At 58.8% G+C, this 21600-nt stretch carries 21 protein-coding genes; 13 read left to right on the forward strand and 8 right to left on the reverse strand.

Going from position 1 to position 21600, the window contains the following annotated elements; all coding sequences use genetic code 11:
* Positions 1 to 275: 275 nt before the first annotated feature.
* Positions 276 to 2237, reverse strand: coding sequence for a site-specific recombinase (locus tag CLU84_RS00450; RefSeq protein ID WP_099735430.1), 1962 nt, complete (start codon positions 2235 to 2237; stop codon positions 276 to 278).
* Between the two features lie 20 nt (positions 2238 to 2257).
* The gene (apaG, locus tag CLU84_RS00455; RefSeq protein WP_099737782.1) at positions 2258 to 2665 is read right to left on the reverse strand and encodes a Co2+/Mg2+ efflux protein ApaG; all 408 of its coding nucleotides are present in this window, start codon (positions 2663 to 2665) and stop codon (positions 2258 to 2260) included.
* Between the two features lie 31 nt (positions 2666 to 2696).
* On the opposite strand from apaG, the gene rpe reads away from it, so the two are divergent.
* The 3 genes from rpe (at position 2697) to speE (ending at position 5628) form a co-directional block, all read left to right on the forward strand.
* Positions 2697 to 3377: a ribulose-phosphate 3-epimerase gene (rpe, locus tag CLU84_RS00460; protein WP_099735431.1), complete on the forward strand. Its 681-nt coding sequence runs from the start codon at positions 2697 to 2699 to the stop codon at positions 3375 to 3377.
* A gap of 147 nt (positions 3378 to 3524) precedes the next feature.
* A complete protein-coding gene (gph, locus tag CLU84_RS00465) occupies positions 3525 to 4208 on the forward strand; it encodes a phosphoglycolate phosphatase (protein ID WP_099735432.1) in 684 nt (227 codons plus the stop codon).
* 136 nt (positions 4209 to 4344) lie between these two features.
* Positions 4345 to 5628, forward strand: a complete 1284-nt coding sequence (gene speE / locus CLU84_RS00470) for a polyamine aminopropyltransferase (RefSeq protein WP_099735433.1) — start codon at positions 4345 to 4347, stop codon at positions 5626 to 5628.
* A 1-nt stretch (position 5629) separates the two neighbouring features.
* Here the strand turns inward: speE and CLU84_RS00475 are convergent, their stop codons facing one another.
* Positions 5630 to 6235: a chalcone isomerase family protein gene (locus CLU84_RS00475; RefSeq protein WP_099735434.1), complete on the reverse strand. Its 606-nt coding sequence runs from the start codon at positions 6233 to 6235 to the stop codon at positions 5630 to 5632.
* Between the two features lie 426 nt (positions 6236 to 6661).
* Between CLU84_RS00475 and trpE the strand changes: the two genes are divergently transcribed.
* The 6 genes from trpE to trpC all read left to right on the forward strand — a co-directional run bounded on the left by trpE (position 6662) and on the right by trpC (position 11190).
* Positions 6662 to 8161: an anthranilate synthase component I gene (gene trpE / locus CLU84_RS00480; protein ID WP_099737783.1), complete on the forward strand. Its 1500-nt coding sequence runs from the start codon at positions 6662 to 6664 to the stop codon at positions 8159 to 8161.
* Positions 8158 to 8493 carry a chorismate mutase gene (locus tag CLU84_RS00485; protein ID WP_099735435.1) on the forward strand — a complete coding sequence of 112 codons (336 nt, stop codon included), beginning with the start codon at positions 8158 to 8160 and terminating at the stop codon, positions 8491 to 8493. Before trpE ends, CLU84_RS00485 begins: the two co-directional genes overlap by 4 nt.
* 4 nt (positions 8494 to 8497) lie before the next feature.
* Positions 8498 to 9079 carry an aminodeoxychorismate/anthranilate synthase component II gene (locus CLU84_RS00490; protein ID WP_099735436.1) on the forward strand — a complete coding sequence of 194 codons (582 nt, stop codon included), beginning with the start codon at positions 8498 to 8500 and terminating at the stop codon, positions 9077 to 9079.
* A 119-nt stretch (positions 9080 to 9198) separates the two neighbouring features.
* A complete protein-coding gene (gene trpD, locus CLU84_RS00495; protein WP_099735437.1) occupies positions 9199 to 10239 on the forward strand; it encodes an anthranilate phosphoribosyltransferase in 1041 nt (346 codons plus the stop codon).
* Positions 10236 to 10397: a hypothetical protein gene (locus CLU84_RS22105; RefSeq protein ID WP_199173663.1), complete on the forward strand. Its 162-nt coding sequence runs from the start codon at positions 10236 to 10238 to the stop codon at positions 10395 to 10397. Before trpD ends, CLU84_RS22105 begins: the two co-directional genes overlap by 4 nt.
* Complete coding sequence (gene trpC / locus CLU84_RS00500; protein ID WP_099735438.1) at positions 10390 to 11190, forward strand: indole-3-glycerol phosphate synthase TrpC; 801 nt, start codon at positions 10390 to 10392, stop codon at positions 11188 to 11190. The genes CLU84_RS22105 and trpC overlap by 8 nt, the downstream gene beginning before the upstream one ends.
* A gap of 22 nt (positions 11191 to 11212) precedes the next feature.
* On the opposite strand, the gene CLU84_RS00505 is transcribed toward trpC, so the two are convergent.
* Positions 11213 to 11617 (reverse strand): winged helix-turn-helix domain-containing protein, encoded by a 405-nt coding sequence (locus CLU84_RS00505; protein ID WP_099737784.1) that lies wholly within the window; start codon positions 11615 to 11617, stop codon positions 11213 to 11215.
* A 173-nt stretch (positions 11618 to 11790) separates the two neighbouring features.
* On the opposite strand from CLU84_RS00505, the gene CLU84_RS00510 reads away from it, so the two are divergent.
* Positions 11791 to 12528: a uracil-DNA glycosylase gene (locus CLU84_RS00510; RefSeq protein ID WP_099735439.1), complete on the forward strand. Its 738-nt coding sequence runs from the start codon at positions 11791 to 11793 to the stop codon at positions 12526 to 12528.
* A gap of 8 nt (positions 12529 to 12536) precedes the next feature.
* Here the strand turns inward: CLU84_RS00510 and CLU84_RS00515 are convergent, their stop codons facing one another.
* The 4 genes from CLU84_RS00515 to CLU84_RS00530 all read right to left on the reverse strand — a co-directional run bounded on the left by CLU84_RS00515 (position 12537) and on the right by CLU84_RS00530 (position 16950).
* Positions 12537 to 13439, reverse strand: coding sequence for a DMT family transporter (locus tag CLU84_RS00515; RefSeq protein WP_099737785.1), 903 nt, complete (start codon positions 13437 to 13439; stop codon positions 12537 to 12539).
* A gap of 126 nt (positions 13440 to 13565) precedes the next feature.
* On the reverse strand, positions 13566 to 14426 hold the full coding sequence (locus tag CLU84_RS00520) for a Wzz/FepE/Etk N-terminal domain-containing protein (protein WP_099735440.1): 861 nt from the start codon (positions 14424 to 14426) through the stop codon (positions 13566 to 13568).
* A 127-nt stretch (positions 14427 to 14553) separates the two neighbouring features.
* Positions 14554 to 15642, reverse strand: a complete 1089-nt coding sequence (gene queA, locus CLU84_RS00525) for a tRNA preQ1(34) S-adenosylmethionine ribosyltransferase-isomerase QueA (protein ID WP_099735441.1) — start codon at positions 15640 to 15642, stop codon at positions 14554 to 14556.
* Between the two features lie 87 nt (positions 15643 to 15729).
* Entirely contained in the window at positions 15730 to 16950 is a 1221-nt protein-coding gene (locus tag CLU84_RS00530) for an HD-GYP domain-containing protein (protein ID WP_099735442.1), read from the reverse strand.
* Positions 16951 to 17099: 149 nt separating this feature from the next.
* Here CLU84_RS00530 and recG point away from each other — a divergent pair, with 149 nt between their 5' ends.
* From recG to ubiA, 3 genes are all read left to right on the forward strand, one after another.
* Positions 17100 to 19298, forward strand: a complete 2199-nt coding sequence (gene recG, locus CLU84_RS00535; protein ID WP_099737786.1) for an ATP-dependent DNA helicase RecG — start codon at positions 17100 to 17102, stop codon at positions 19296 to 19298.
* A 143-nt stretch (positions 19299 to 19441) separates the two neighbouring features.
* Positions 19442 to 20410: a LysR substrate-binding domain-containing protein gene (locus CLU84_RS00540; protein WP_099735443.1), complete on the forward strand. Its 969-nt coding sequence runs from the start codon at positions 19442 to 19444 to the stop codon at positions 20408 to 20410.
* Between the two features lie 144 nt (positions 20411 to 20554).
* Positions 20555 to 21445: a 4-hydroxybenzoate octaprenyltransferase gene (gene ubiA, locus CLU84_RS00545; RefSeq protein ID WP_099735444.1), complete on the forward strand. Its 891-nt coding sequence runs from the start codon at positions 20555 to 20557 to the stop codon at positions 21443 to 21445.
* Positions 21446 to 21600 lie beyond the last annotated feature (155 nt).

A 21600-nucleotide genomic window follows, 5' to 3' on the forward strand; every position in this document is an offset into this window, starting at 1 on the left:
TGGCCGCTTCAAAGGCGGCGCGTTGGGCCGCTGGTCAACGGCCATGGTTAAAACTGTTCCAGTGCCTTGCCTTGCCTTGCCTTGCCTTGCGTGACCGTGACATGGCAGATGGTCGGGAAGCCGCTGAAATCGAACACTTCGCAGACATGAGACTGGGTGATTGAGGGGCGATATTGGCTTGTGCATGGCTGCAAAACAGTAGAACAAGCTCTCAGATCATGAGAAAGCGAGGCTCAGCAGTATTGAAGTTCACATTTTGGGACTGCTTTTTGGACTCATGGCCAGAAAAAGCTCCATGGCTTGCGCCACATGCGCTGGCGTATGGCTTTGTAGATGCGCGAGCGGTCCACACCGCTGACATTGTGGGCACGCAGTGCCACGCGGAAAGCCATGTAAAAGCTCACGCCCACATTCAACGCTGCGTTGAAGGGCAGCATGGCCACGGCCCACCAAAGCAGGTCGTCGTGCAGCACTTCCCAGCCTAGCGATGCTGCGGCGACGCCGATCTGGCCTGTGGACAGGGTGACGTGGCGCACCTCCATGCCAAGACCAAAGAAGGCCGTAAATGCGGGTACCAATCCCAGCATGAAGCCCAGCGAGATATTGGATGCGAGGCTGGAGATGTTCTTGCGCAAAAAAGTCGCCCAGCGGTCTGCACGCTCCGCGCCCAGCGTGCGTGTGATGCTTGGGTTGTAGCGAATGACCGAGTCGATATTGCGCAGCACAAACCAGTTTTCTGCACCGCCTGCAATCAGGCTGCTGGTGAACAGCAGAACGCCTGTGAATGCTGCAAACAGCACCGATGGACCGAGCAGGCTCAGCGAATCCAGTACCTGCTCTGCATGCTTGGTACTGAGTGCCTGATGGCCTGTGAGATAGGCGTAGCCAAGAGACAGCAGCAGCGCGGCGGGGAAGACGATAAGCACGTTGCCCAGAATGGCTGCGACCTGAGAGCGCACCAGATGGGCAACCTCGTCGACAAACTCCTGAATGGAGCTGTCGGTCTGGATGTCCTTGAGCTTGGCAGCCATGGCTGGTGCCGTCATGGCGGGCTGCTTGGTGGCCACCGTGAAATGCAGCATCTGGATCAGCACAAAGCTGATGGCGTAGTTGAAGCCCGCCGCCATCCCCGACCAGAAGACGGACAGACCCAGCGCATACAGCGCAAACTTGGCCAGCGTGGTAAAGGCCATCACAAAGCCGCCGCCTGCGGCCTTGGCCATCATGCTGCGGTATTCGGCACCGTCGCGGGTGATGTAGTGCTCGCCGGTTTCTGCGCTGCGCTCGGCCACTTTGGCGGCCAGCAGCGACGAGTTGGTGGACATCAGCGCACGCACACTGCGGCGTTCAATGCCCACAGCGACGAGGTTGGAGAGCAGCTCGGACGTTTCGTACGAGCGGTCGTTTGACAGCAGGCAGTCCAGCAGGCGGCGAATGCGCACAATGCGGGCGCGCACCTGGCGCAGTCGGAAGATCAGGCCTACGGAAATACCTTCAGCCTCGACATAGGAGTACACCGAGGACACGGCGGCGCGGCAGGCTTCAAGGCGTTCGCGCAACTGTGCGGCAGCGGCATCACGACGATCTGTGGTGCGCAGCGGCAGCATGACTTCCACGCGCAGGTTTTCCACGTCGTGAATCAGTGCGTGAAATGGCTTTTCCTCGCGCGCTTGTTCGCTCATGCGCAGACGCAGCTCGGGCGCAAAGCCCGTGGAGAGAATCTGGCCCGAGCAATAGGTGATGGCGTCGAGCAGATTGCGTTCCCAGAAGCTGACGCCTTCTTCCTGCTGCGGGGCCAGCAGCGCCGTGATGCGGTTCATGAGCTGGCTATCCAGCGCATGCAGCCAGCGGGCATCAAAGCGGTCGGGAAAGACCAGCATGAACAGCTCTGAGGCATCTACCGTCTCGGGCGTGCTGGGTAGCTTGTAGCGCAGGCGCTCGACCACTTCGCTGGCCATGGCGGTGCGAGGCGCAAAGCCAAAGTCGGCCAGCAAGGCGGTGATGTCAACCGTCTCCACCAGCGTCTTGCTCCAGCGGCGCAGGCGATTCAGTGCTTCGGGGTCGGCCTCGAAGGCGGCCACGATTTCTTCTACGCGCCGCACAGCGCCATCCACCGATGGCTGGGCTGCGCGTATCCATTCGGCCAGATAAATCAGCCACAGATGGCGCTGTGCAAGGCCTGCGCCGGGGTCCAGAGACAGGAGCAGGCCGGGCAGGTCAAGAGTGCTTTTTTTCATGCTTTAACGGTAATCGCGTCTTAGTGCAGAACGCGTGTTTCGGGCATGGGCATAGCCTCGCCAGAGTCGTTCATCTGCAGCACGAAAAGAGGAATCTCGCACTCAAAGGTTTCACCTTCGTGACTCACGCACAGATACGTGCCTCGCATGGTGCCCGAGGGTGTGCGCAGCTGGCAGCCGCTGCTGTACTCAAACGATTCACCGGGCTGCAGCAGCGGCTGGCGCCCCACCACGCCCAGGCCCTTGACCTCTTCGACATGGCCCAGCTCATTGGTGATCACCCAGTGCCGCGCAATCAGCTGCGCGGGCACCTCACCCGTGTTGGTCACGGTGATGGTGTAAGAAAACACATAGACGCCGGCGGCCGGGGTGGACTGCTCGGGCAAATAGGCGGGCTGGACTTGAACCAGAAACTCGTGCATTGGCATGGCCCAATGGTAACTGCGACAATTGCCAACCATGAGCCCCACCTACCGTATTGCCCCCTCCATCCTGTCTGCCGACTTTGCCCGCCTGGGTGAAGAAGTGCGCAATGTCATTGCTGCAGGCGCAGACTGGATTCACTTCGATGTGATGGACAACCATTACGTGCCGAATCTGACTTTCGGCCCCATGATCTGTCAGGCTTTGAAGCCGCACGCCGTGACGGCCGACGGCAAGCCCGTGCCGATTGACGTGCACCTGATGGTTCAGCCCGTGGACGATCTGGCCACCGCCTTTGCCAAGGCCGGTGCTGACTACATCAGCTTCCACCCCGATGCATCGCAGCATGTGCACCGCAGTGTGCAAAACATCAAGTCCCACGGCTGCAAGGCTGGTCTGACCTTCAATCCCGCCGCGTCGCTGGATGTGCTGGACTGGATGATCGAGGACATCGACCTGATTTTGCTGATGAGCGTGAACCCCGGCTTTGGTGGTCAAAGCTTTATTGATAGCACGCTGCGCAAGATTGAAAAGGCCCGCAAGCTGATTGATGCTTCTGGCAAAGACATCCGCCTGGAAGTGGATGGCGGCATCAAGGAAGCCAATATCCGTGCCGTGGCCGACGCCGGTGCCGACACCTTTGTGGCTGGCAGTGCCATCTTCAACCAGCCTGATTACAAGGCCGTGATTGACCAGATGCGTAAGAACTTGGGCTAACTCGCTCTGAGCGGCTCTGGCTTGGCGTCCGTGCTGGAGTCGTTTGAACCAAAGCCTGCATGGTCACGTCATGCAGGCTTTTTTTGAGTCTTTTTGGCTGTAAGCGCTCTATCTGATTGCGCTTGCAGCTATTGAATTGATAGTTGTATGAAGCTGAACCTGCCCACTCCCGCCGCTGCACTGGATATTGATGCCGTCATGGTCGATCTCGACGGAACCATGGTGAACACGCTGGGCGACTTTGCCGAAGCACTTAACCGCATGCTGGCCGATCTGTCTTTGCCCGCCATTGCGCCGCAAGCCATTGAGAACATGGTGGGTAAGGGGAGCGAGAACCTGATTCGCTCCGTGCTGGCGCATGTGGGTGCGGCAGATATCGAGGCGGTTTACCAGCAAGCCTGGCTGCGCTACGAGCATCACTATCTGGCTATCAACGGCCAGTTTGCCGACCTCTACCCCGGCGTGCTTGAAGGTTTGCAGGCGCTTCAATCCATGGGGTTGCGCATGGCCTGCCTGACCAACAAGCCTTTGTCTTTTGCTCAGCCGCTGCTGGCTGCCAAAGGCCTGGATGGCTTTTTTGACTGCGTGTTTGGTGGTGATTCCTTTCCGCGCAAAAAGCCTGACCCGATGCCGCTGGTCGAGACCTGCAAGGCATTGGGCAGTGAACCGGCCCGCACGCTGATGGTGGGCGATTCCAGCAACGACGCGCAGGCCGCCCACGCCGCAGGCTGCCCGGTGGTACTGATGACCTACGGCTACAACCATGGTGAGCCCATCACGGCGGTGGATGCCAAGGCGCATTTGCATTCTCTGGCGCAGTTTGCTGTGTGATACCGTAGTGTTGTCCACATTTCTGGCAAGAAAGAGTGCGGATAAGCATATTTGCTAGAGTCGTTGGCTTTGCATGAACCATGCCGCCCCCAGATGTACTGGGGTGCTGGCAGAGAACGAGAGGGACTCACGCCACATGCACGGACTGCACCTGACTGCCGACCTTTACCAATGCACAGGCCACGAGCGCTACATGCTCGATGCCGATGCCATCGCCCAGCTTTGCCGCGACCAGACTGCGGCTTCGGGCCTGACGCTGGTGGATGACACATGGGTGAAATTCCCACCCTATGAAGGTCAGCCCGGTGGCGTTACGGGAACTGTTTTGCTGGCGGAGTCGCATCTGGCCATCCACACTTGGCCGGAAACGGGCAGCGTCACCATTGACGTTTATGTGTGCAACTTCTCGGATGACAACTCGGGCAAGGCCCGCAGCCTGATGGAAGGCGTGATCGAAGCGTTTGCACCCCAGCGCGTGCTGCGTCAGCACCTGATGCGTGGCGACATCCGCATGGCAACGCCTGCTGAAGACGCGACTGAGGACGTTCCAGAGAGCGCGGCGCAGACCGAATCCAGCTGGACCATGGAGCAACTCACGCCGAACACCCGCTTTGGCTATCGCACAACGGGCAGCGAAAAGCAGCAGACTCCGTTTCAGCAACTGGAGCTGCTGCAGACGCCGCAGTTTGGCAAGGTGCTGCGGCTCGATGATCGCTTCATGACCTCCGAGGGCGAGGAATTTTTTTACCATGAGGCACTGGTTCACCCTGCCGCCATGGCCCATCCCGCGCCGCGCAAGGCCTTGATTCTGGGCGGTGGTGACGGCGGGGCGGCCGAAGAGCTGCTCAAGCACCCGAGCATTGAGCGTGTAGTGCTGGCCGAGCTGGATGAGGCTGTGGTGCAGTTCTCGCGTCAGCATCTGCAAACAGTGCATCGCGGCGCGCTCGATGATGCGCGCGTGCAGGTCTGCATAGGTGACGGGCTGGCCTTGATGGACGAAACCGATGAACGCTTTGACCTGGCACTGATGGACCTGACAGACCCCGATACACCTGCCAGCGCCCTGTATTCGCCAGCGTCACTGGCGCGCATGAAGCGTGTGCTGGCACCGGGCGGCGCGCTGGTGCTGCATCTGGGCAGCCCGGTCTTTCATGGCAAGCAGGTGGCTGAGCTGGCGCGCAGCCTGCGCGAGCAGTTTGCCGTGGTGCGCTGCTATGGCCTCTACATTCCGCTTTATGGTGCTTACTGGGGGCTGGCTGTGGCCTCTGACGAACTGGACCCGCTGGAGCTGAGGGAGCAGAGGGTGGCCGAGCGCCTTAAGCAGCGCAATGTGGGCGATCTGCAGTACTACAACACCCAGGTACACGGAGCGCTGTTTGCACTGCCTGGCTACTACCGCGAGCTGCTGAAGCCGCAGTGAGTCAGCCGGCCTCGCCCAGCAGCGCTTTTTTAAGCTGCTGATCGGCGGGCCTGGGGCCTAGCCAGATGCCCAGCAGGGCGTTGAAGAACTCTGGCTCTTTAAAGGCTTCGCCCTGCGGCTGCCCCTTGACGGTGACGATGCTGCCCTGACCGGGAATCCAGTCCACGGAGAAGTTTTCGCCCGTCAGCAGCTTTTTGTGCTGGCTGAACAGCTCGCTCATGCGCATCACGCCAGGAATCAGCTTGGAGAACGCAGCGCGCTCCATGTTGTCTTCCATCCCGCGTGAAAACAGCTTTCCCAGCTCTGCCGAATCAATGTCGCGCAGCATGGTCACGGTGATGCGCTTGTGGCCGCCAAGGGCTGCCACATCCTGAAAACTGTGGGCAGGCTTTTCCAGATACAGGCCGGCGGTATAGACCTTGAAAACTGCCTTGTAGCGCGTGCCCGCGCCGTTGAGTTCCAGGGCCTTGCCTTGCGACTGCACCGTAGGTGCATAGGTCACGCCGTGGATTTTGACGGGTTCGGTCGATGTGGCCTGTGCCAGAGAGGCGGAGCTGGCAAGCGCCACCGCGAGCAGCAGGGCGCGCGTAAAACGAGAGCTGGGCATGGGGTGTGTCTCCTCGGTAGGCCGGCGTTGAAGCTCTGGTGGCTGCCGGTTGGGATGTGTATGTTTAAATTTGTAAGCGTTCACTGCAATAAGGACTCACCCCAGCGCAGTGAGGATGGCAGCGGTCACGGCTCGCCGCTCTACGAACCGCGCGAAAGCGATGGCGTGTCCCTGTATGCGCTACACTGTTTGCATCATGTTCATTCATCGCACGTTCAATGCAGGTTGTGGAGACCGGGGAGCCTGGCCCTGGCGTAAGCCTGCACATCTGAACTGCTAAAGCACCCGGCCGCGAGCCCGGCGTGCACTCGCGGCCCGACCTAGGGCCATGGAATGAACCGGCGCATCCCCCAGAAAATCAGCGTCACCTGCCATCTCAAAAGTCAGAGCAGGTGAGCCATGCGCCATGTATCCGGAGTTTTCACCGTGATCACGGAACTGGAATTCAAGTCTCTCGCGGCCCAGGGCTATAACCGCATCCCTTTGTTGATCGAGGCGTTTGCCGACCTCGAAACCCCGCTCTCCCTCTACCTCAAGCTGGCACACGCCAATGGCGACGGCAAGTACAGCTTTTTGCTGGAATCCGTGGTCGGTGGCGAGCGCTTTGGTCGCTACAGCTTTATCGGCCTGCCGGCCCGCAGCTTTGTGCGCGCATCGGGCTTTGGTGACGAGGCCAAAACCGAGGTGGTGAGCGATGGTCAGGTGGTGGAGACTGCCAGCGGCAACCCGCTGGACTTCATCGCTGCCTATCAGCAGCGCTTCAAGGTTGCCATTACGCCTGGCATGCCGCGTTTTTGCGGTGGTCTGGCGGGCTACTTTGGCTATGACGCTGTGCGCTATATCGAGAAAAAGCTCGAAAAATCCTGCCCGCCCGACAGTCTGGGTACGCCCGACATCATGCTGCTGCAGTGCGAAGAGGTCGCCGTCATCGACAACCTCTCTGGCAAGCTCTACCTCATCGTCTACGCCAACCCTGCCGAGGCTGAAGCCTTTGGCAAGGCCAAGAAGCGCCTGCGCCAGCTGAAAGATCAGCTGCGCTACTCCGTCAGCGCGCCGCAAATTCGTGCGGGGGAGAGCTACCCTGCCGAGCGTAGTTTTGACAAGCAGGACTATCTTGCCGCCGTGCAAAAGGCCAAGGATCTGATTGCGGCGGGCGACTTCATGCAGGTGCAGGTCGGTCAGCGTATTCAAAAGCGCTTCACCGCATCGCCGCTGAGTTTGTACCGCGCGCTGCGCTCGCTGAACCCCAGCCCTTACATGTACTTCTACCATTTTGGTGACTTCCATGTGGTGGGCGCCAGCCCCGAGATTCTGGTGCGCCAGGAGCGCACGCCTGATGGCCAGAAGGTCACCATTCGCCCGCTGGCTGGAACCCGCCCGCGTGGCAGCACAGTGGAATCAGACAAGGCTACCGAACAAGAATTGATCGCTGATCCCAAGGAACGTGCCGAGCACGTGATGTTGATTGATCTGGCGCGCAACGACATTGGCCGCATCGCCAAGACTGGCAGCGTGAAGGTGACCGAGGCCTTCTCGGTTGAGCGCTACAGCCACGTCATGCATATCGTGAGCAATGTGGAAGGCATCTTGCAGGACGGAATGGACAATATGGATGTCTTCAAGTCCACCTTCCCCGCTGGCACGCTGACCGGCGCGCCCAAGGTGCATGCCATGGAGATCATCGACCAGCTGGAACCCACCAAGCGCGGTATTTACGGTGGCGCTTGCGGCTACCTGAGCTTTGCGGGTGATATGGATCTGGCGATTGCGATTCGCACCGGCGTCATCAAAGACAACATGCTCTATGTGCAGGCAGCTGCTGGTGTGGTGGCCGATTCCATCCCCGAGATGGAATGGAAAGAAACGGAACACAAGGCCCGCGCCCTGCTGCGTGCGGCTGAACTGGTGGAAGAAGGTCTGGAATGAACAAGGCAATTGACTTGGTGCAGCCCTGCACCACCATGGAAGATGTGCGCCGCAATGTAAATGCGCTGGACGATGTGCTGGTGCCGCTGCTGGTCACACGTATCGGCTATATGCAGCAGGCCGCGCGCATCAAGGGTGATGTGACTCAGGTGCGCGATGAAGATCGCATCGAAGCCATCGTCAGCCGCGTGCGTGAGCGCACGTTGCAGGAAGGCGGTCAGCCCGATGTGATGGAGGCCGTGTACCGCCATCTGATGGAAGAGTGCATCGCCTACGAACACAGTGAGTTCGCGCGCCTGCGCACGGCTCAAAAAACGCACAATCAGGAGTAAGACCATGAAGTTACTGATGGTCGATAACTACGACAGCTTTACCTACAACATCGTTCAGTACTTTGGTGAGCTGGGTGCCGAGGTGACCGTGGTGCGCAACGATGAAGCCAGCGTGGCCGAAGTGGAAGCGCTGATCGCCCGCGAAGGCATTGAGCGTTTGGTGATTTCTCCCGGCCCTTGCTCGCCCAACGAGGCTGGAGTATCGGTGGCTGCGATCCAGCATTTTGCGGGCAAGCTGCCCATTCTGGGCGTGTGTCTGGGCCACCAGAGCATTGGTGCCGCGTTTGGCGGCGACATCATCCGTGCGGGCCAGCAAATGCATGGCAAAACCAGCGTCATCAACACCGACCAGAAGGGCGTTTTTGCCGAGCTGCCCAAGGCGTTTACGGTCAACCGCTATCACTCCTTGGTGATCGACAAGAACACGCTGCCGGAGTGTCTTGAAATCACGGCCACCAGTGAAGATGGTGAAATTCAGGGCGTGCGCCACAAAACGCTGGCTATTGAGGGCGTGCAGTTCCACCCCGAAAGCATCCTGACCGAGCATGGTCATGCCATGCTCAAGAACTTTCTCGATCAGAAGTAAACCGGGTTTTACTCATTAATCAGTAGCTGCTAGCGCTCGTCTTGTATTGGTTTCAGAATGAAAACTATAAGAAAGCCAGCAAAGACAGGCGCAAGCAGCTCTTAAAAACATAGAGAGATATTGCAATGATTACTGCCCAGGAAGCGCTGCAACGCACGATTGAGCACCGCGAAATCTTCCACGACGAGATGCTGCATTTGATGCGCATGATCATGCGTGGAGAGCTGTCCCCGGTCATGACCGCGTCCATCCTCACCGGCCTGCGCGTGAAGAAGGAAACGATTGGCGAAATTTCGGCCGCAGCCGAGGTGATGCGTGAGTTCTCCCACAAGGTGAATGTGCATGACAAGACCCATCTGGTCGACATCGTGGGCACGGGTGGCGATGGCGCCAACACCTTCAATATCTCCACCTGCTCCACCTTTGTGATTTCGGCTGCGGGCGGCAAGGTGAGCAAGCATGGCGGCCGCAGCGTCAGCAGCAAAAGCGGTAGCGCAGACGCGATGGAAGCGCTGGGCGTCAACATCAACTTGAACGCTGCGCAAATTGCGGACTGTATCCGCGACGTGGGTATCGGCTTCATGTTCGCGCCCAACCATCACCCCGCCATGAAGAATGTGGCGCCCGTGCGCAAAGAGCTGGGCGTGCGCACCATCTTCAATATCCTGGGCCCGCTGACCAATCCGGCCAGTGCTCCCAATATTCTGATGGGCGTGTTCCACGAAGACCTGGTCGGCATTCAGGTGCGTGCGCTGCAGCGCTTGGGCGCAGAACACGCGCTGGTCGTCTATGGCCGCGATGGTCTGGACGAAATCAGTCTGGGTGCCGGAACGCTGGTTGGTGAGCTCAAAGACGGCGTGGTGCGTGAATACGAAGTCCACCCCGAAGACTTTGGCCTGCGCATGGCGGGAACGCGCTCGCTCAAGGTCGAGAACCCCGAAGAATCCAAGGCCATGCTGCTGGGTGTGCTGCAGGGCGAGCAAGGCCCGGCGCGCGATATCGTCTGCCTGAATACAGGCGCGGCGCTGTATGCCGCCAATGTGGCCAGCTCCATCGAAGATGGTCTGGATCGTGCACAAAAGGCGGTGGATAGCGGCGCGGCGCTGGCCAAGCTCAAGGATTTGGTGAGCTATTCGCAAAAGCTGAGCACAGCGACATGAGCCTGCTGGATGCACCCATCTGGAACGATGCCGGCACATGGATTGTGCTGGGCATCTCCCTTCTATTTATCGTGGTGGGCATCGTGATGCACCGCGTCATCATGACGGTCTTGCGCGCGCCGCAGGGCGATGCCACCAACAAGGAAAAACATGTCTGACATTCTGAAAAAAATCTGTGACGTCAAAGTCCAGGAAGTGGCTGCAGCCAAGAAGGCCATCCCACTCACCGAGATGCGCCGCGATGCGGAAAGCCGGGTCTCCACACGTGATTTTGTGGGTGCTATTCGCGCCAAAATTGACAAGGGTCAGGCCGGTGTGATTGCCGAGGTCAAGAAAGCCAGCCCCAGCAAGGGTGTGATTCGCGCCGACTTCGACCCTGCCGATATCGCCCAGAGCTATATGGTGGGCGATGGCAAGATCAGCGCTGCCTGCCTGTCGGTGCTGACCGACCGCCAGTTTTTTCAAGGCCAGCCTGATTATCTGAAGCAAGCCCGAGCCAGCACGCTGCTGCCCGTGCTGCGCAAGGATTTTATGGTTGATCCGTACCAGATCTACGAATCACGCGTGATGGGCGCCGACTGCGTGCTGCTGATTGCCGCTTGTCTGGATGACGCGCAAATGGCCGAGATGGAGCAGATTGCCTTCAATTTGAACATGGATGTGCTGGTTGAGGTGCACGACGGTGAGGAGTTGCAGCGCGCCCTCAAGCTGAAGACACCGCTGGTGGGCATCAACAACCGCAATCTGCGCACCTTTGATGTGGATATTCAGACCACGATTGCCCTCAAGAAGGATGTGCCTGCAGACCGCCTGCTGGTGACCGAGTCCGGCATCCTGACCCAGGCCGATGTGCAGACACTGCGAGGTGCAGGCATAGATGCCTTCCTGGTGGGCGAGGCCTTTATGCGTGCCCCTGAGCCGGGCGAAGCGCTGGCTAAACTGTTCCAGTAATCTGCAAAAAAGCGGAGCAGGTTCAGGCCAGAACCTGCACATCCGCATCCAGAAAATAGCCCGCGCCACGCTTGGTCTTGAGCAGCGTCGGGGCGCGGTTTGATGGCTCAACCTTGCGGCGCAGGCGCAGCATCTGCACATCAATGGCGCGGTCAAAGACTTCGTCTTCAGCCTGCGTCATGTCCATGATTTGCTCGCGGCTCATGATCTGCCTGGGGCACTTGAGCAAAACCAGCAGCAGTGCGAACTCGGTTTTTGTCAGGCCTACCTCATGCCCTGTATCGCTGATGAGGCTGCGCGAGCGCAGGCGCAGTTCCCAGTCGGCAAATTTGAAGCCCTGTGGCCCCAGATTGAAAGCGGAGCGGGCGGACGCAAAGAAGCCTTTTGGGATGGCGGAGCGAGCGTGGGTGGCGGACGCGGTGTGCATAAATAACTCCTTGTGAGCCTGTGCCATCAAGTGGCCAGCTGTACTGGAGTCAATTCTTTGCAATTGGTGACCAGATGTCACTCACTGAAATCAGGTATTTTTTAGCCTGAAATTCAGTGAAAACCCTCGGTTTTGTGGGCGGTAGACCCCTCGGAAGTTGCGAAAATCCGGGCATGAACCTCACAAGCCAGAGTCTAAGCACGGACGAATCCACCCCTACGCAATTGCACAGTGCTGATCCGCAGGCCTGGCCTGTGGCACCTGGCTGGCAAGCGCTGACAGATGCATTTTTTGAAGGGGCAACGGGGCAGAAGCTGCTGCAGTTTCTACAGCAAAGACTGGATGCGAGTGCGGTTGTCTTCCCGCCCAAGCCTTTGCGTGCGCTGGAGCTGACGGCGCCAGAGAATGTGCGTGTCGTCATCCTGGGCCAGGACCCTTATCACGGCCGAGGTCAGGCCGAGGGGCTGTCGTTTTCGGTCGCACCTGGTGTGCGTATTCCTCCTTCGCTACAGAACATCTTCAAAGAAATGCTGCGCGACCTGGGCGCGCCATTTCCCGCTTTTCCCCAGCCCGGCGGTAGTCTGGTGAGTTGGGCCGAGCATGGCGTGCTGTTGCTCAACACCTGCCTGACGGTTGAAGAAGGACAGGCCGCCAGTCATGCTAAAAAAGGCTGGGAAGCGCTAACCGACTCCATCATTCGGCATGTGGCCGAGCAAGGACGACCTACCGTTTTCATGCTCTGGGGCGCTCATGCCCAAGCCAAGCGTGTTTTCATTCCTGAGGATCGTGGACACCTGGTGCTGATGAGCAACCACCCCTCACCGCTTTCGGCGCTGCGCCCGCCCGTGCCGTTTATCGGCAACGGGCACTTTGGCAAGGCCAAGGCGTTTCGCATCGAGCACGGGTATTGAGGCTGGGGCTAGTGCTTTTCTCGTACCCCCAGCCAGACGCCAAGCAGGCCGCTGAGTGTGACAACGCCCATGCCTGCCAGTGACAGGGCATCAGGCATTTGCCCAAAGAACAACCAGCCCATCAGCATGGCAAAGCCGATCTGGCTGTAGAGAAATGGCGCCACGGTGGCCGGTGTGGCATATGTGTAGGCTTGCAGCAGCATCAGGTGACCAATGCCGCTGCAAAGCCCCATGACCGCAACTGCAGCATAGATTTGCCAGTGGTCGATGGGCTGCCATAGCCAGCCAACCAAGGGCGTGGTCAGCAAGATGGGGAGCCAAGTGGAGTAAATCTGGGTGGTGGAGGGGGAGTCTAGACGCGAGAGGCGACTGCCCAGCACTTGGTATGTAGTGCCGCAAATCAGCAAACCCACGGGCCAGAGCGCTGACAGGCCCAGACTGTGGCCGTCATTTTCGGGTCGGACAATGGCAATCACTGCGAGCAAGCCCATCACCAGCAAAGCCCAGCGCGCAGTGCTGACTCGCTCTTTAAAAATGAGCGCAGAGGCCACGACAATAAACAGCGGCGCAGCAGACCAGATGGCGGTGAAGTTGGCCAGAGGCATGTTCTGGATGCAGAAAAATGCGCAAACCGTGGTCAAGAGACCGGCAATGGCGCGCAGTAGCTGAAATTTCAGATGTTGGGTTTTGAGTGCGCCAAAGCCGTGCCGTGGCAAGACCAGAGCGCTGGTCACGCAGGCCTGAGCCAGAAAGCGCAGCCACAGCACCATGAGTACAGGCAGAAGCTGTCCGCTGAATTTGGTGGCGCTATCCAGAACCGCAAATAGCGCACAGGCTGCGACGGTGAGTGTGACGCCAAGGGCTGCAGACTGCGCTGAAGGCGAGAGAAAAGAGAGCCGGCGAAAACGTATGTCTGGAGCGAGTTGAGGTGACGAAGGCGGTGAAGTAATACGGGAATTTTGGAATGGCGTCACTATCCATTGCGCTCATAAAAAAGCCCGCGAAGGTTGACGCGGGCTTGAGAGGCGACTTTGCCTTTACCAAGGCATCGCGCTGCGAATGCGGGCCAGCTTTTCGGCTTGTTCAGGCGAAGACTCCTTGGCAGTGCGCAGGGCTTGTCGAATGAAAACGAACAACAGCAAGGCAAAGGCCGTCGCGGCGGCACCGCCAATGGCCAGCAGTGATTTCTTTGGTTTGATGGATTGCTCAGGCAAGGTAGGCGCCTGAATGATGTCGTCCTTGTCCAGACCTTCGATACGGCGCTCCATATCCAGAACGGCTTTTTGGCGAGCGCTGTTGGCCGAAAGAAGCTCGCCATAAAGGCGGCTGGTTGCTTCGCTTATGCTTTTGCCAGATGCAATGTTGGCGGCAGTGTCATGCTCCAGCTTGAGGGCTTCTTGTAGGCGCAGTTTTTCGCTGTCCAGTTGCATTTGAAGCTGCTTCTTTTCCAGGCCGCGAGGCTTGCTGAACGGGAAAAGCGTGTCCAGCAAAGCCTGATTCAACTTTTGAGCGGCTTCAGGCGATTTGGCTTGAGTCGCGATGTTCAGCAGCTTATCTTGCTTGCCGACGCTGACCGTGATGCGCTTGCTTAGTTTTTTGTAGATTTCTTCGGCGGTCAGACCGTCATCCAGACCAGCAACTGGGGCAATCTGGTGAAGAACGTCGGCGGACATGGCCAAGCTGGCAGCCATGGGGGCCGAGAAGCTCGACCCTGGGCGCTCTACCTGAACAGAGGAGCTGCTTTCGAAAGTCTTTGGAATGACAAAACCAATGCCAAACGCCACTACTCCTGCGATCAGCGGCCCAAAAATTAAAAGCTTCCAGTTTTCTGCGAGTGTGACCAAGAGGTCCAGCAGATCAAGCTCTTCATCTTGTGGGTTTTGGTTTTGTATTTCCATTGACTTCTTGCGGACGAGCAAATATTTGGACTAAACCCGGGAATCTACCATCAAGCAGTGAGTCAAGCGGCATTTCATGCAACTCAATATTTCAAGTGTATGAAATGCAGGCTCACTTTGTCGCTAATCAGCGCTCGCGCTCCAGCAGCATGGAGTCGCCGTAGCTGAAAAAACGGTATTGCTGGGCAATCGCATGTCGGTACATGCCCATGATGTGCTCGTAACCGGCGAAGGCGCTGACCAGCATCATCAGCGTGCTTTTGGGCAGGTGAAAGTTGGTGATCAGCATGTCCACGACTTGGTACTGAAAGCCGGGGGTGATGAAGATGCTGGTGTCGCCCGTAATACTGCCGTATTTGGCCCAAGACTCCAGCGTGCGCACGGTAGTCGTGCCAACAGCGATGATTCGACCGCCGCGCTGGCGGCAGCGCTCCATGGCGGCTAACGTGGCCATAGGGACGTCGTACCACTCGCTGTGCATGGTGTGGTCGGCCAATTTTTCGGTCTTGACGGGCTGAAAGGTCCCTGCGCCTACGTGCAAAGTGACGCTGGCGCGCTCCACGCCCTTGGCTTCGAGGGCAGCGAGCACGGACTCGTCAAAGTGCAGAGCGGCTGTCGGTGCGGCTACCGCACCGGGGTGGGCGGCGAACACGGTTTGATAGCGCTCGCTGTCTTCTTTTTCGTCAGGGTCATGCTCGGCGTTTTGCTGGCGCTCGATATAGGGCGGCAGCGGCAGGTGACCGAACTGCTCCAGCAAATCGTAGGGCGACGCGCCGTTGATGCCTTTGAAGGAAAGGTGAAACAGCGGGCCATTCTCATCGGGCCAGCGGCCCAGCAGGGTGGCTTCAAAGCCGCCGTTTTTCAGACCGCCGCACAAGTGAATTTTTGCGCCGGGCAAGGGCTTCTTGCTCACGCGCATATGTGCTACGACTTCGTTGTTCTGCAGCACGCGCTCAACCAGAAGCTCAATCTTGCCGCCGCTGGCTTTTTCGCCAAAGACGCGCGCCTTGATGACTTTTGTGTCATTGAAGACCAGCAGATCGCCGCTCTGCAGCAGATCGGGCAGCTCGCGGAAGATCCGGTCGGTGGGCGGGAGGCTGCGGCCGTCAAGCAGGCGAGATGCGCTGCGAACGGCGGTGGGATGCTGGGCAATCAGCGACTCGGGCAGGTCGAAGTCGAAATCGCTGAGAGTGAATTCACGGGTGCTGGAAGACATGCGGGGCTTGAGGGCCGAACGGGGCCCGTTCCAAGTTCAATCAAACAAGTGTGAGATTGTCTCAAATCACCATTAGGGCTGCAGCTCTCAGGGGTGTGTAGCCGTGAAGCCGTGCCACAGCTCTTCCAGATTCTTGAAAGGCCAGTCGGCAGGGTCTTCACGCCCGATGATGCTGTTGCGGGCACTGGGCGAGGCCAGGTCCACAATCTCGGGGGTAATGCGCCGCTGCTCGCGCAGGCAGTAAAAGCGTTTGACCTGCGGAGTCAGCAGACGGCTTTCAGAGACATCAATCACCACGGCCAGATGCTCTGACTGCAGGCGCACCAAGGAGCCCAGAGGGTAGATGCCGACGGTCTGAACAAACTGCTCAAAGATGCTCTTGTCGAACTGCTGGGGTGCCCACTGCGCCATGCGCTGCAGTGCAATGGCCGGCTGCCAGCCTTCCTTGTAAGGGCGATCTGAGGTGATGGCGTCATACACATCGCAAATAGAGGCCATGCGCGCCAGCAGGCTGATTTCGCCCTGTTTCAAGCCATCAGGGTAGCCAGAACCATTCACTTTCTCATGGTGGTGCAGGCAGGCATCGGCAATGGCCTCATCCAGTCCCAGCGGCTGAAGAATCTCGAAGCCCCATTGCGAATGCGCTTTCATGATGGCCCATTCCTGCGTGTCCAGCGGGCCGGGCTTGTTGAGAACTGCAAGGGGCACGCGGGTCTTGCCTACATCGTGCAGCAGACCCACCAAACCAGCCTGGCGCACGCTGTCATCGTCTTGCCCCATGCGGCGCGCCAGACCAATCATCAGCGCACCCACGGCGATGCAATGCATATAGGTGTAGTTATCGGCCGTCTTCAAGCGCACCAGGCTTATCAGTGCATGAGGATTGCGCTTGATGGAGAGCGTCATCTCATCGACCAGCTGTACTGATGCAGGCAAATCCGGCGAGTGGCCGAGCCGGATGTCCTGGAGCATGGTCTTGAGCGTTTCGCGGGCCTGACCAATGATCTCGCGGGCCTGATGCAGCTCCTTGCTGGTGCTGATGGGCTTGATCTGCGGGGCGGGTTGCTGATCTGCCTCATCGGCAGGCGAATCGACTTCTTCAGCGGCGTCTATTTCGACCGGAAGGTCTGCGCCTTTGCTGGTATCAATCCATACCTGACGGACGGTGGTTGCACGCAGACGCTCCAGGTCACTGGGCTGAGTGAGCAGGAAACGGGTGCGCAGAAAGGGATGCTCCATCCATGAGCCACAAAACTCGTGCACAAACATTTCAGGGCAGAGGTGCTCGACAGCAATGCGCTTCAACATGGAGTATTAAAAAAGCATAGAGTAACAAATTGAGATGTTAGCGATTTTGGCAGGAGCTCGCTGACAACTGACTGCTGGAAAACGTGCAGAATGCTGTATATAAATACACTATTTGCCTGTGAGTGGGCAATGTAGTCAAGGAGCTTGAGTTGCCTGTGTCAAAAAAGCCTGTTGCCGAGCCGAAGCCTGCTGCTAAGGCAGATTCCGCCAAGCGAGGTGCTGGCCGTGCCAAGAAGGCTGTGGCAGGCACTGAGGCTGCGCCCAAAAAGACCATCAGCCCAGCCCAGCAGGCGCTTATCAAACTAGGGCTGACCCGTGATATCGATCTGGCCCTGCACCTGCCGCTGCGCTACGAGGACGAAACCCGCATCACCCAGCTGAAGAACGCACGGGATGGCGATACGGTACAGATCGAAGCCACGGTCACGCATAGCGAAGTGCAATTGCGCCCCAGGCGCATGCTCAACGTCACTGTGGATGACGGCACAGGCACTTGCTTGCTGACATTTTTCAGCTTTTACCCATCGCAGCAAAAAACCATGGCTGTGGGCGCGTGCCTGCGTATTCGAGGCGAGGTCAAAGGCGGCTTCTGGGGGCGGCAGATGATGCACCCGACCTTTCGCGTTGCGGGTGGTGAGCTGCCTACGGCGCTGACGCCGGTGTATCCTGCCACGGCCACGCTGCCTCAGGCGTATCTGCGCCGGGCCATTGCCACGGCCTTGCTGCGCGCTGATCTGGCCGAAACCCTGCCGCATGGTGAGCAGCCCCCTGTGGCGCAGTTTTATGGTCAAAACGGCTTGCAGCCCTTTTATGATCTGCGCAATGCGCTCACCTTTTTGCATCACCCGACGGCCGATGTAGCTCTGGTCACGCTTGAAGATCACTCCCACCCTGCCTGGCAGCGCCTGAAGGCTGAAGAGTTGCTGGCCCAGCAACTGTCGCAATACAAAGCCAAGCGCGAGCGCGCCAGACTGCGTGCCCCGGTGCTCAAACCGCTGCCGGATATGCCCGACCTGACGCAGCAATTTCTGGCCCAGCTGCCGTTTGGCCTGACCGGGGCGCAGCAGCGCGTGGTGGCCGAGATTCGTACCGATATGGAGCGCCGCATTCCCATGCACCGCCTGCTGCAGGGCGATGTGGGATCGGGCAAAACCGTGGTGGCGGCACTCTCTGCCATGGCCTGCATTGAGGCTGGCTGGCAATGCGCGCTGATGGCGCCCACCGAAATTCTGGCCGAGCAGCATTTTGGCAAGCTGGTCGGCTGGCTGGAGCCGATTTTGGAGCCCTTGGGCAAAAAGGTGGCATGGCTGGCGGGGGCGCAAAAGAAGAAAGAGCGGGCCGAAATGCTGGCGCTGGTGGCCAGCGGCGAGGCCGCGCTGGTCGTCGGCACCCATGCCGTGATTCAAGACCAGGTGCAATTCAAAAATCTGGCGCTGGCCGTGATTGATGAGCAGCACCGCTTTGGCGTGGCCCAGCGTCTGGCGCTGCGGCAAAAGCTGGCGGCCACTGGCCTTGAGCCACATATGCTGATGATGAGCGCCACGCCCATTCCGCGCACGCTGGCCATGAGCTATTACGCCGATCTCGATGTTTCGACCATCGACGAGCTGCCACCGGGGCGCACGCCCATCGTCACCAAACTGATTGCTGACAGCCGCAAAGACGAGGTGATTGAGCGCATTGCTGCCCAGGTCACCAGCGGCAGGCAGGTGTACTGGGTTTGTCCGCTGATTGAAGAGAGTGAGGCGCTGGACCTCTCCAACGCCACGGCCACGCATGAGCATTTGAGCGAGATGCTGCCAGGCGTCATGGTCGGTCTGCTGCATTCGCGCATGCCCACGGCTGAAAAAAAGGCCGTGATGGAGTTGTTCTCGGCCGGCATCATGGGCGTGTTGGTCTCCACCACCGTGATTGAAGTCGGTGTGGACGTGCCCAATGCCAGCCTGATGGTGATTGAGCATTCAGAGCGCTTTGGCCTCTCGCAGCTGCACCAGCTGCGTGGGCGCGTGGGGCGCGGAGCCGCCGCATCGGCGTGCGTGCTGCTTTATTCGGTGAACGACAACGGAAGATTGTCAGATACCGGCAAAGAGCGCCTGCGCGCCATGGCTGAAACCAATGACGGCTTCGAAATCGCCCGGCGTGACCTGGAAATCCGTGGCCCTGGCGAGTTTCTGGGCGCGCGGCAATCAGGTGCAGCCATGCTGCGCTTTGCCGATCTGGAGCAGGATGTGCTGCTGCTGGACTGGGCGCGAGAACTGGCGCCGCGTATGCTTGAGCAAAACCCCATGCTGGCCGCGCGCCATGTCAGTCGCTGGCTGGGTGGAAAAGCCGAGTATCTGAAGGCCTGAAAACGGCTAATGTGTGCTGAAACGTAACTGGTTATCCTGTTTTAGGAATATCTGTAATCCTTTGCCGATCCGATATGTGATTGAATGCAATAAAAGAGATGAGTCAATGCTGTTATTGATAGTCTCAATTACCCACTCTCTAAATGACTCTCACTGAATTGAAGTACATCGTGGCCGTGGCGCGGGAAAAGCACTTTGGCCGTGCGGCCGAAGCCTGCTACGTCTCCCAGCCCACGCTGTCCGTGGCCATCAAGAAGCTGGAAGAAGAGCTGGATGTCAAGATTTTTGAGCGCAGTGCTGGGGAAGTCTCGGTGACCTCGCTGGGCGAGGAAATCGTGCGCCAGGCGCAAAGCGTGCTGGAGCAGGCCAGCGAGATCAAAGAAATTGCCAAGCGTGGCAAAGACCCCCTGTCCGGAGTGCTGACGCTGGGTGTGATTTACACCATCGGCCCTTATCTGCTGCCCGATCTGGTGCGTAACTCCATCAACATGACGCCGCAAATGCCGCTGATGCTGCAGGAGAACTTCACCGTCAAGCTGCTGGAGATGCTGCGCACGGGTGAGATTGACTGCGCCATCATGGCCGAGCCCTTCCCTGATACCGGTCTGGCGCTGGCACCTCTGTACGACGAGCCCTTCATGGCCGCCGTTCCCAGCGCGCACCCGCTGGCTCAAAAGGCCAGCGTGTCCACCACTGATCTCAAGAACGAGACCATGCTGCTGCTGGGCGCGGGCCACTGCTTCCGCGACCATGTGCTGGAGGTTTGCCCCGAATTTGCGCGCTACGCCAGCAATTCCGAAGGCATTCGCCGTACGTTTGAAGGCTCGTCGCTGGAAACCATCAAATACATGGTGGCTGCAGGCATGGGCGTGACACTGGTGCCGCGCCTGTCCGTGCCTGAAGAAGCCCTGGCCTCCACCGAGCGCCGCCGCCGTGTGGATGAGCCGCATATCCGCTACCTGCCCATTCATGAGGAAGACGGCATTGCGCCGCCTACTCGCCGCGTGGTGCTGGCATGGCGCCGCAGCTTTACGCGCTATGAAGCGATTGCCGCATTGCGCAACGCCGTGTATGCCTGTCCGTTGCCCGGTGTGCAGCGCCTGTCCGAGTAAAAACGCTCGCAGTTGCAGACTCTTCCCAAGGCCGCTGAATGCGGCCTTTTTCATGTTCACTGAATGGCTATGTGGTTGCGGCGGTGATGGTGCTGCGCCTATGCGCGGCACAATAAGCGCAGCCGTAAACCCAAGATTTTTGCCATGACTGCCTCCACCCCCATCGCTCCAGCAGCGCAGCGCAGCCGCCTGTCGCTGTATCTGGATTTGATTCGCTTTAACCGCCCCGCTGGCTGGCTGGTGCTGGTCTGGCCCACGCTGGTGGCGCTGTGGGTCGCGTCCAATGGCTTTCCGGGCTGGCATCTGCTCATCGTCTTTGTGCTGGGCACGGTGCTCATGCGCAGCGCGGGCTGCACCATCAACGACATTGCTGACCGCGACTTTGACCGGCATGTGAAGCGCACCACCAACCGCCCCATCACCAGCGGCCAGGTCTCGGTCAGAGAGGCCGCCATGGTCGGCTTGGTGCTCACGCTGATTTCATTCGGCCTGGTGCTGTCTACCCGTTGGGAAGCCGTGGCGTGGTCGGTGCCAGCTGTGCTGTTCACCATCCTCTACCCATTCACCAAGCGCTTTTTTGCCATGCCCCAGGCGTTTCTGGGCATTGCTTTTAACTTTGGCATCGTGATCGCCTTTGCTGCGGTGACGGGTGAGGTTAACGCCACGGCGTGGACGCTGTGGCTGGCCAATATGTTTCTGGTGCTGGCCTATGACACCGAATACGCCATGGTGGATCGTGACGATGATTTGAAGATCGGTATGAAAACCTCGGCCATCACCCTGGGCCGTTTTGATGTAGCAGGCGTCATGGCGTTTTTTGCCCTTTGCTGGGGGCTCACGGCCTGGGTGCTGGCACCCTATCAGCTGGGCTGGCCCTTCTGGTTGGGCATGGGCGTGGCTGCTGCTCAGATCGTCTGGCACTACACGCTGATTCGCAACCGCACGCGCGAGGGCTGCTTTGTGGCTTTCAGCAAGAGCCACTGGATTGGAGCCAGCATCTTTGCTGGCGTGGTATTGGGGTTTGGATTCCGATAGTAAATTTTTTTGATAGCTGCTTACGTCCTTATAGAAAGCCTTTAAAGCGGTTTTGATTGATTTTTTCCTTCAAGGCAATACATGTTGTTTGGTCTTCATCAATTATTTTTGATGCCTGTTACCTGCTTCTTCCTCTAGGCTGTTGTCCAGTCGTG

Source organism: Comamonas sp. 26, from assembly GCF_002754475.1.
Classification (GTDB): domain Bacteria; phylum Pseudomonadota; class Gammaproteobacteria; order Burkholderiales; family Burkholderiaceae_C; genus Comamonas.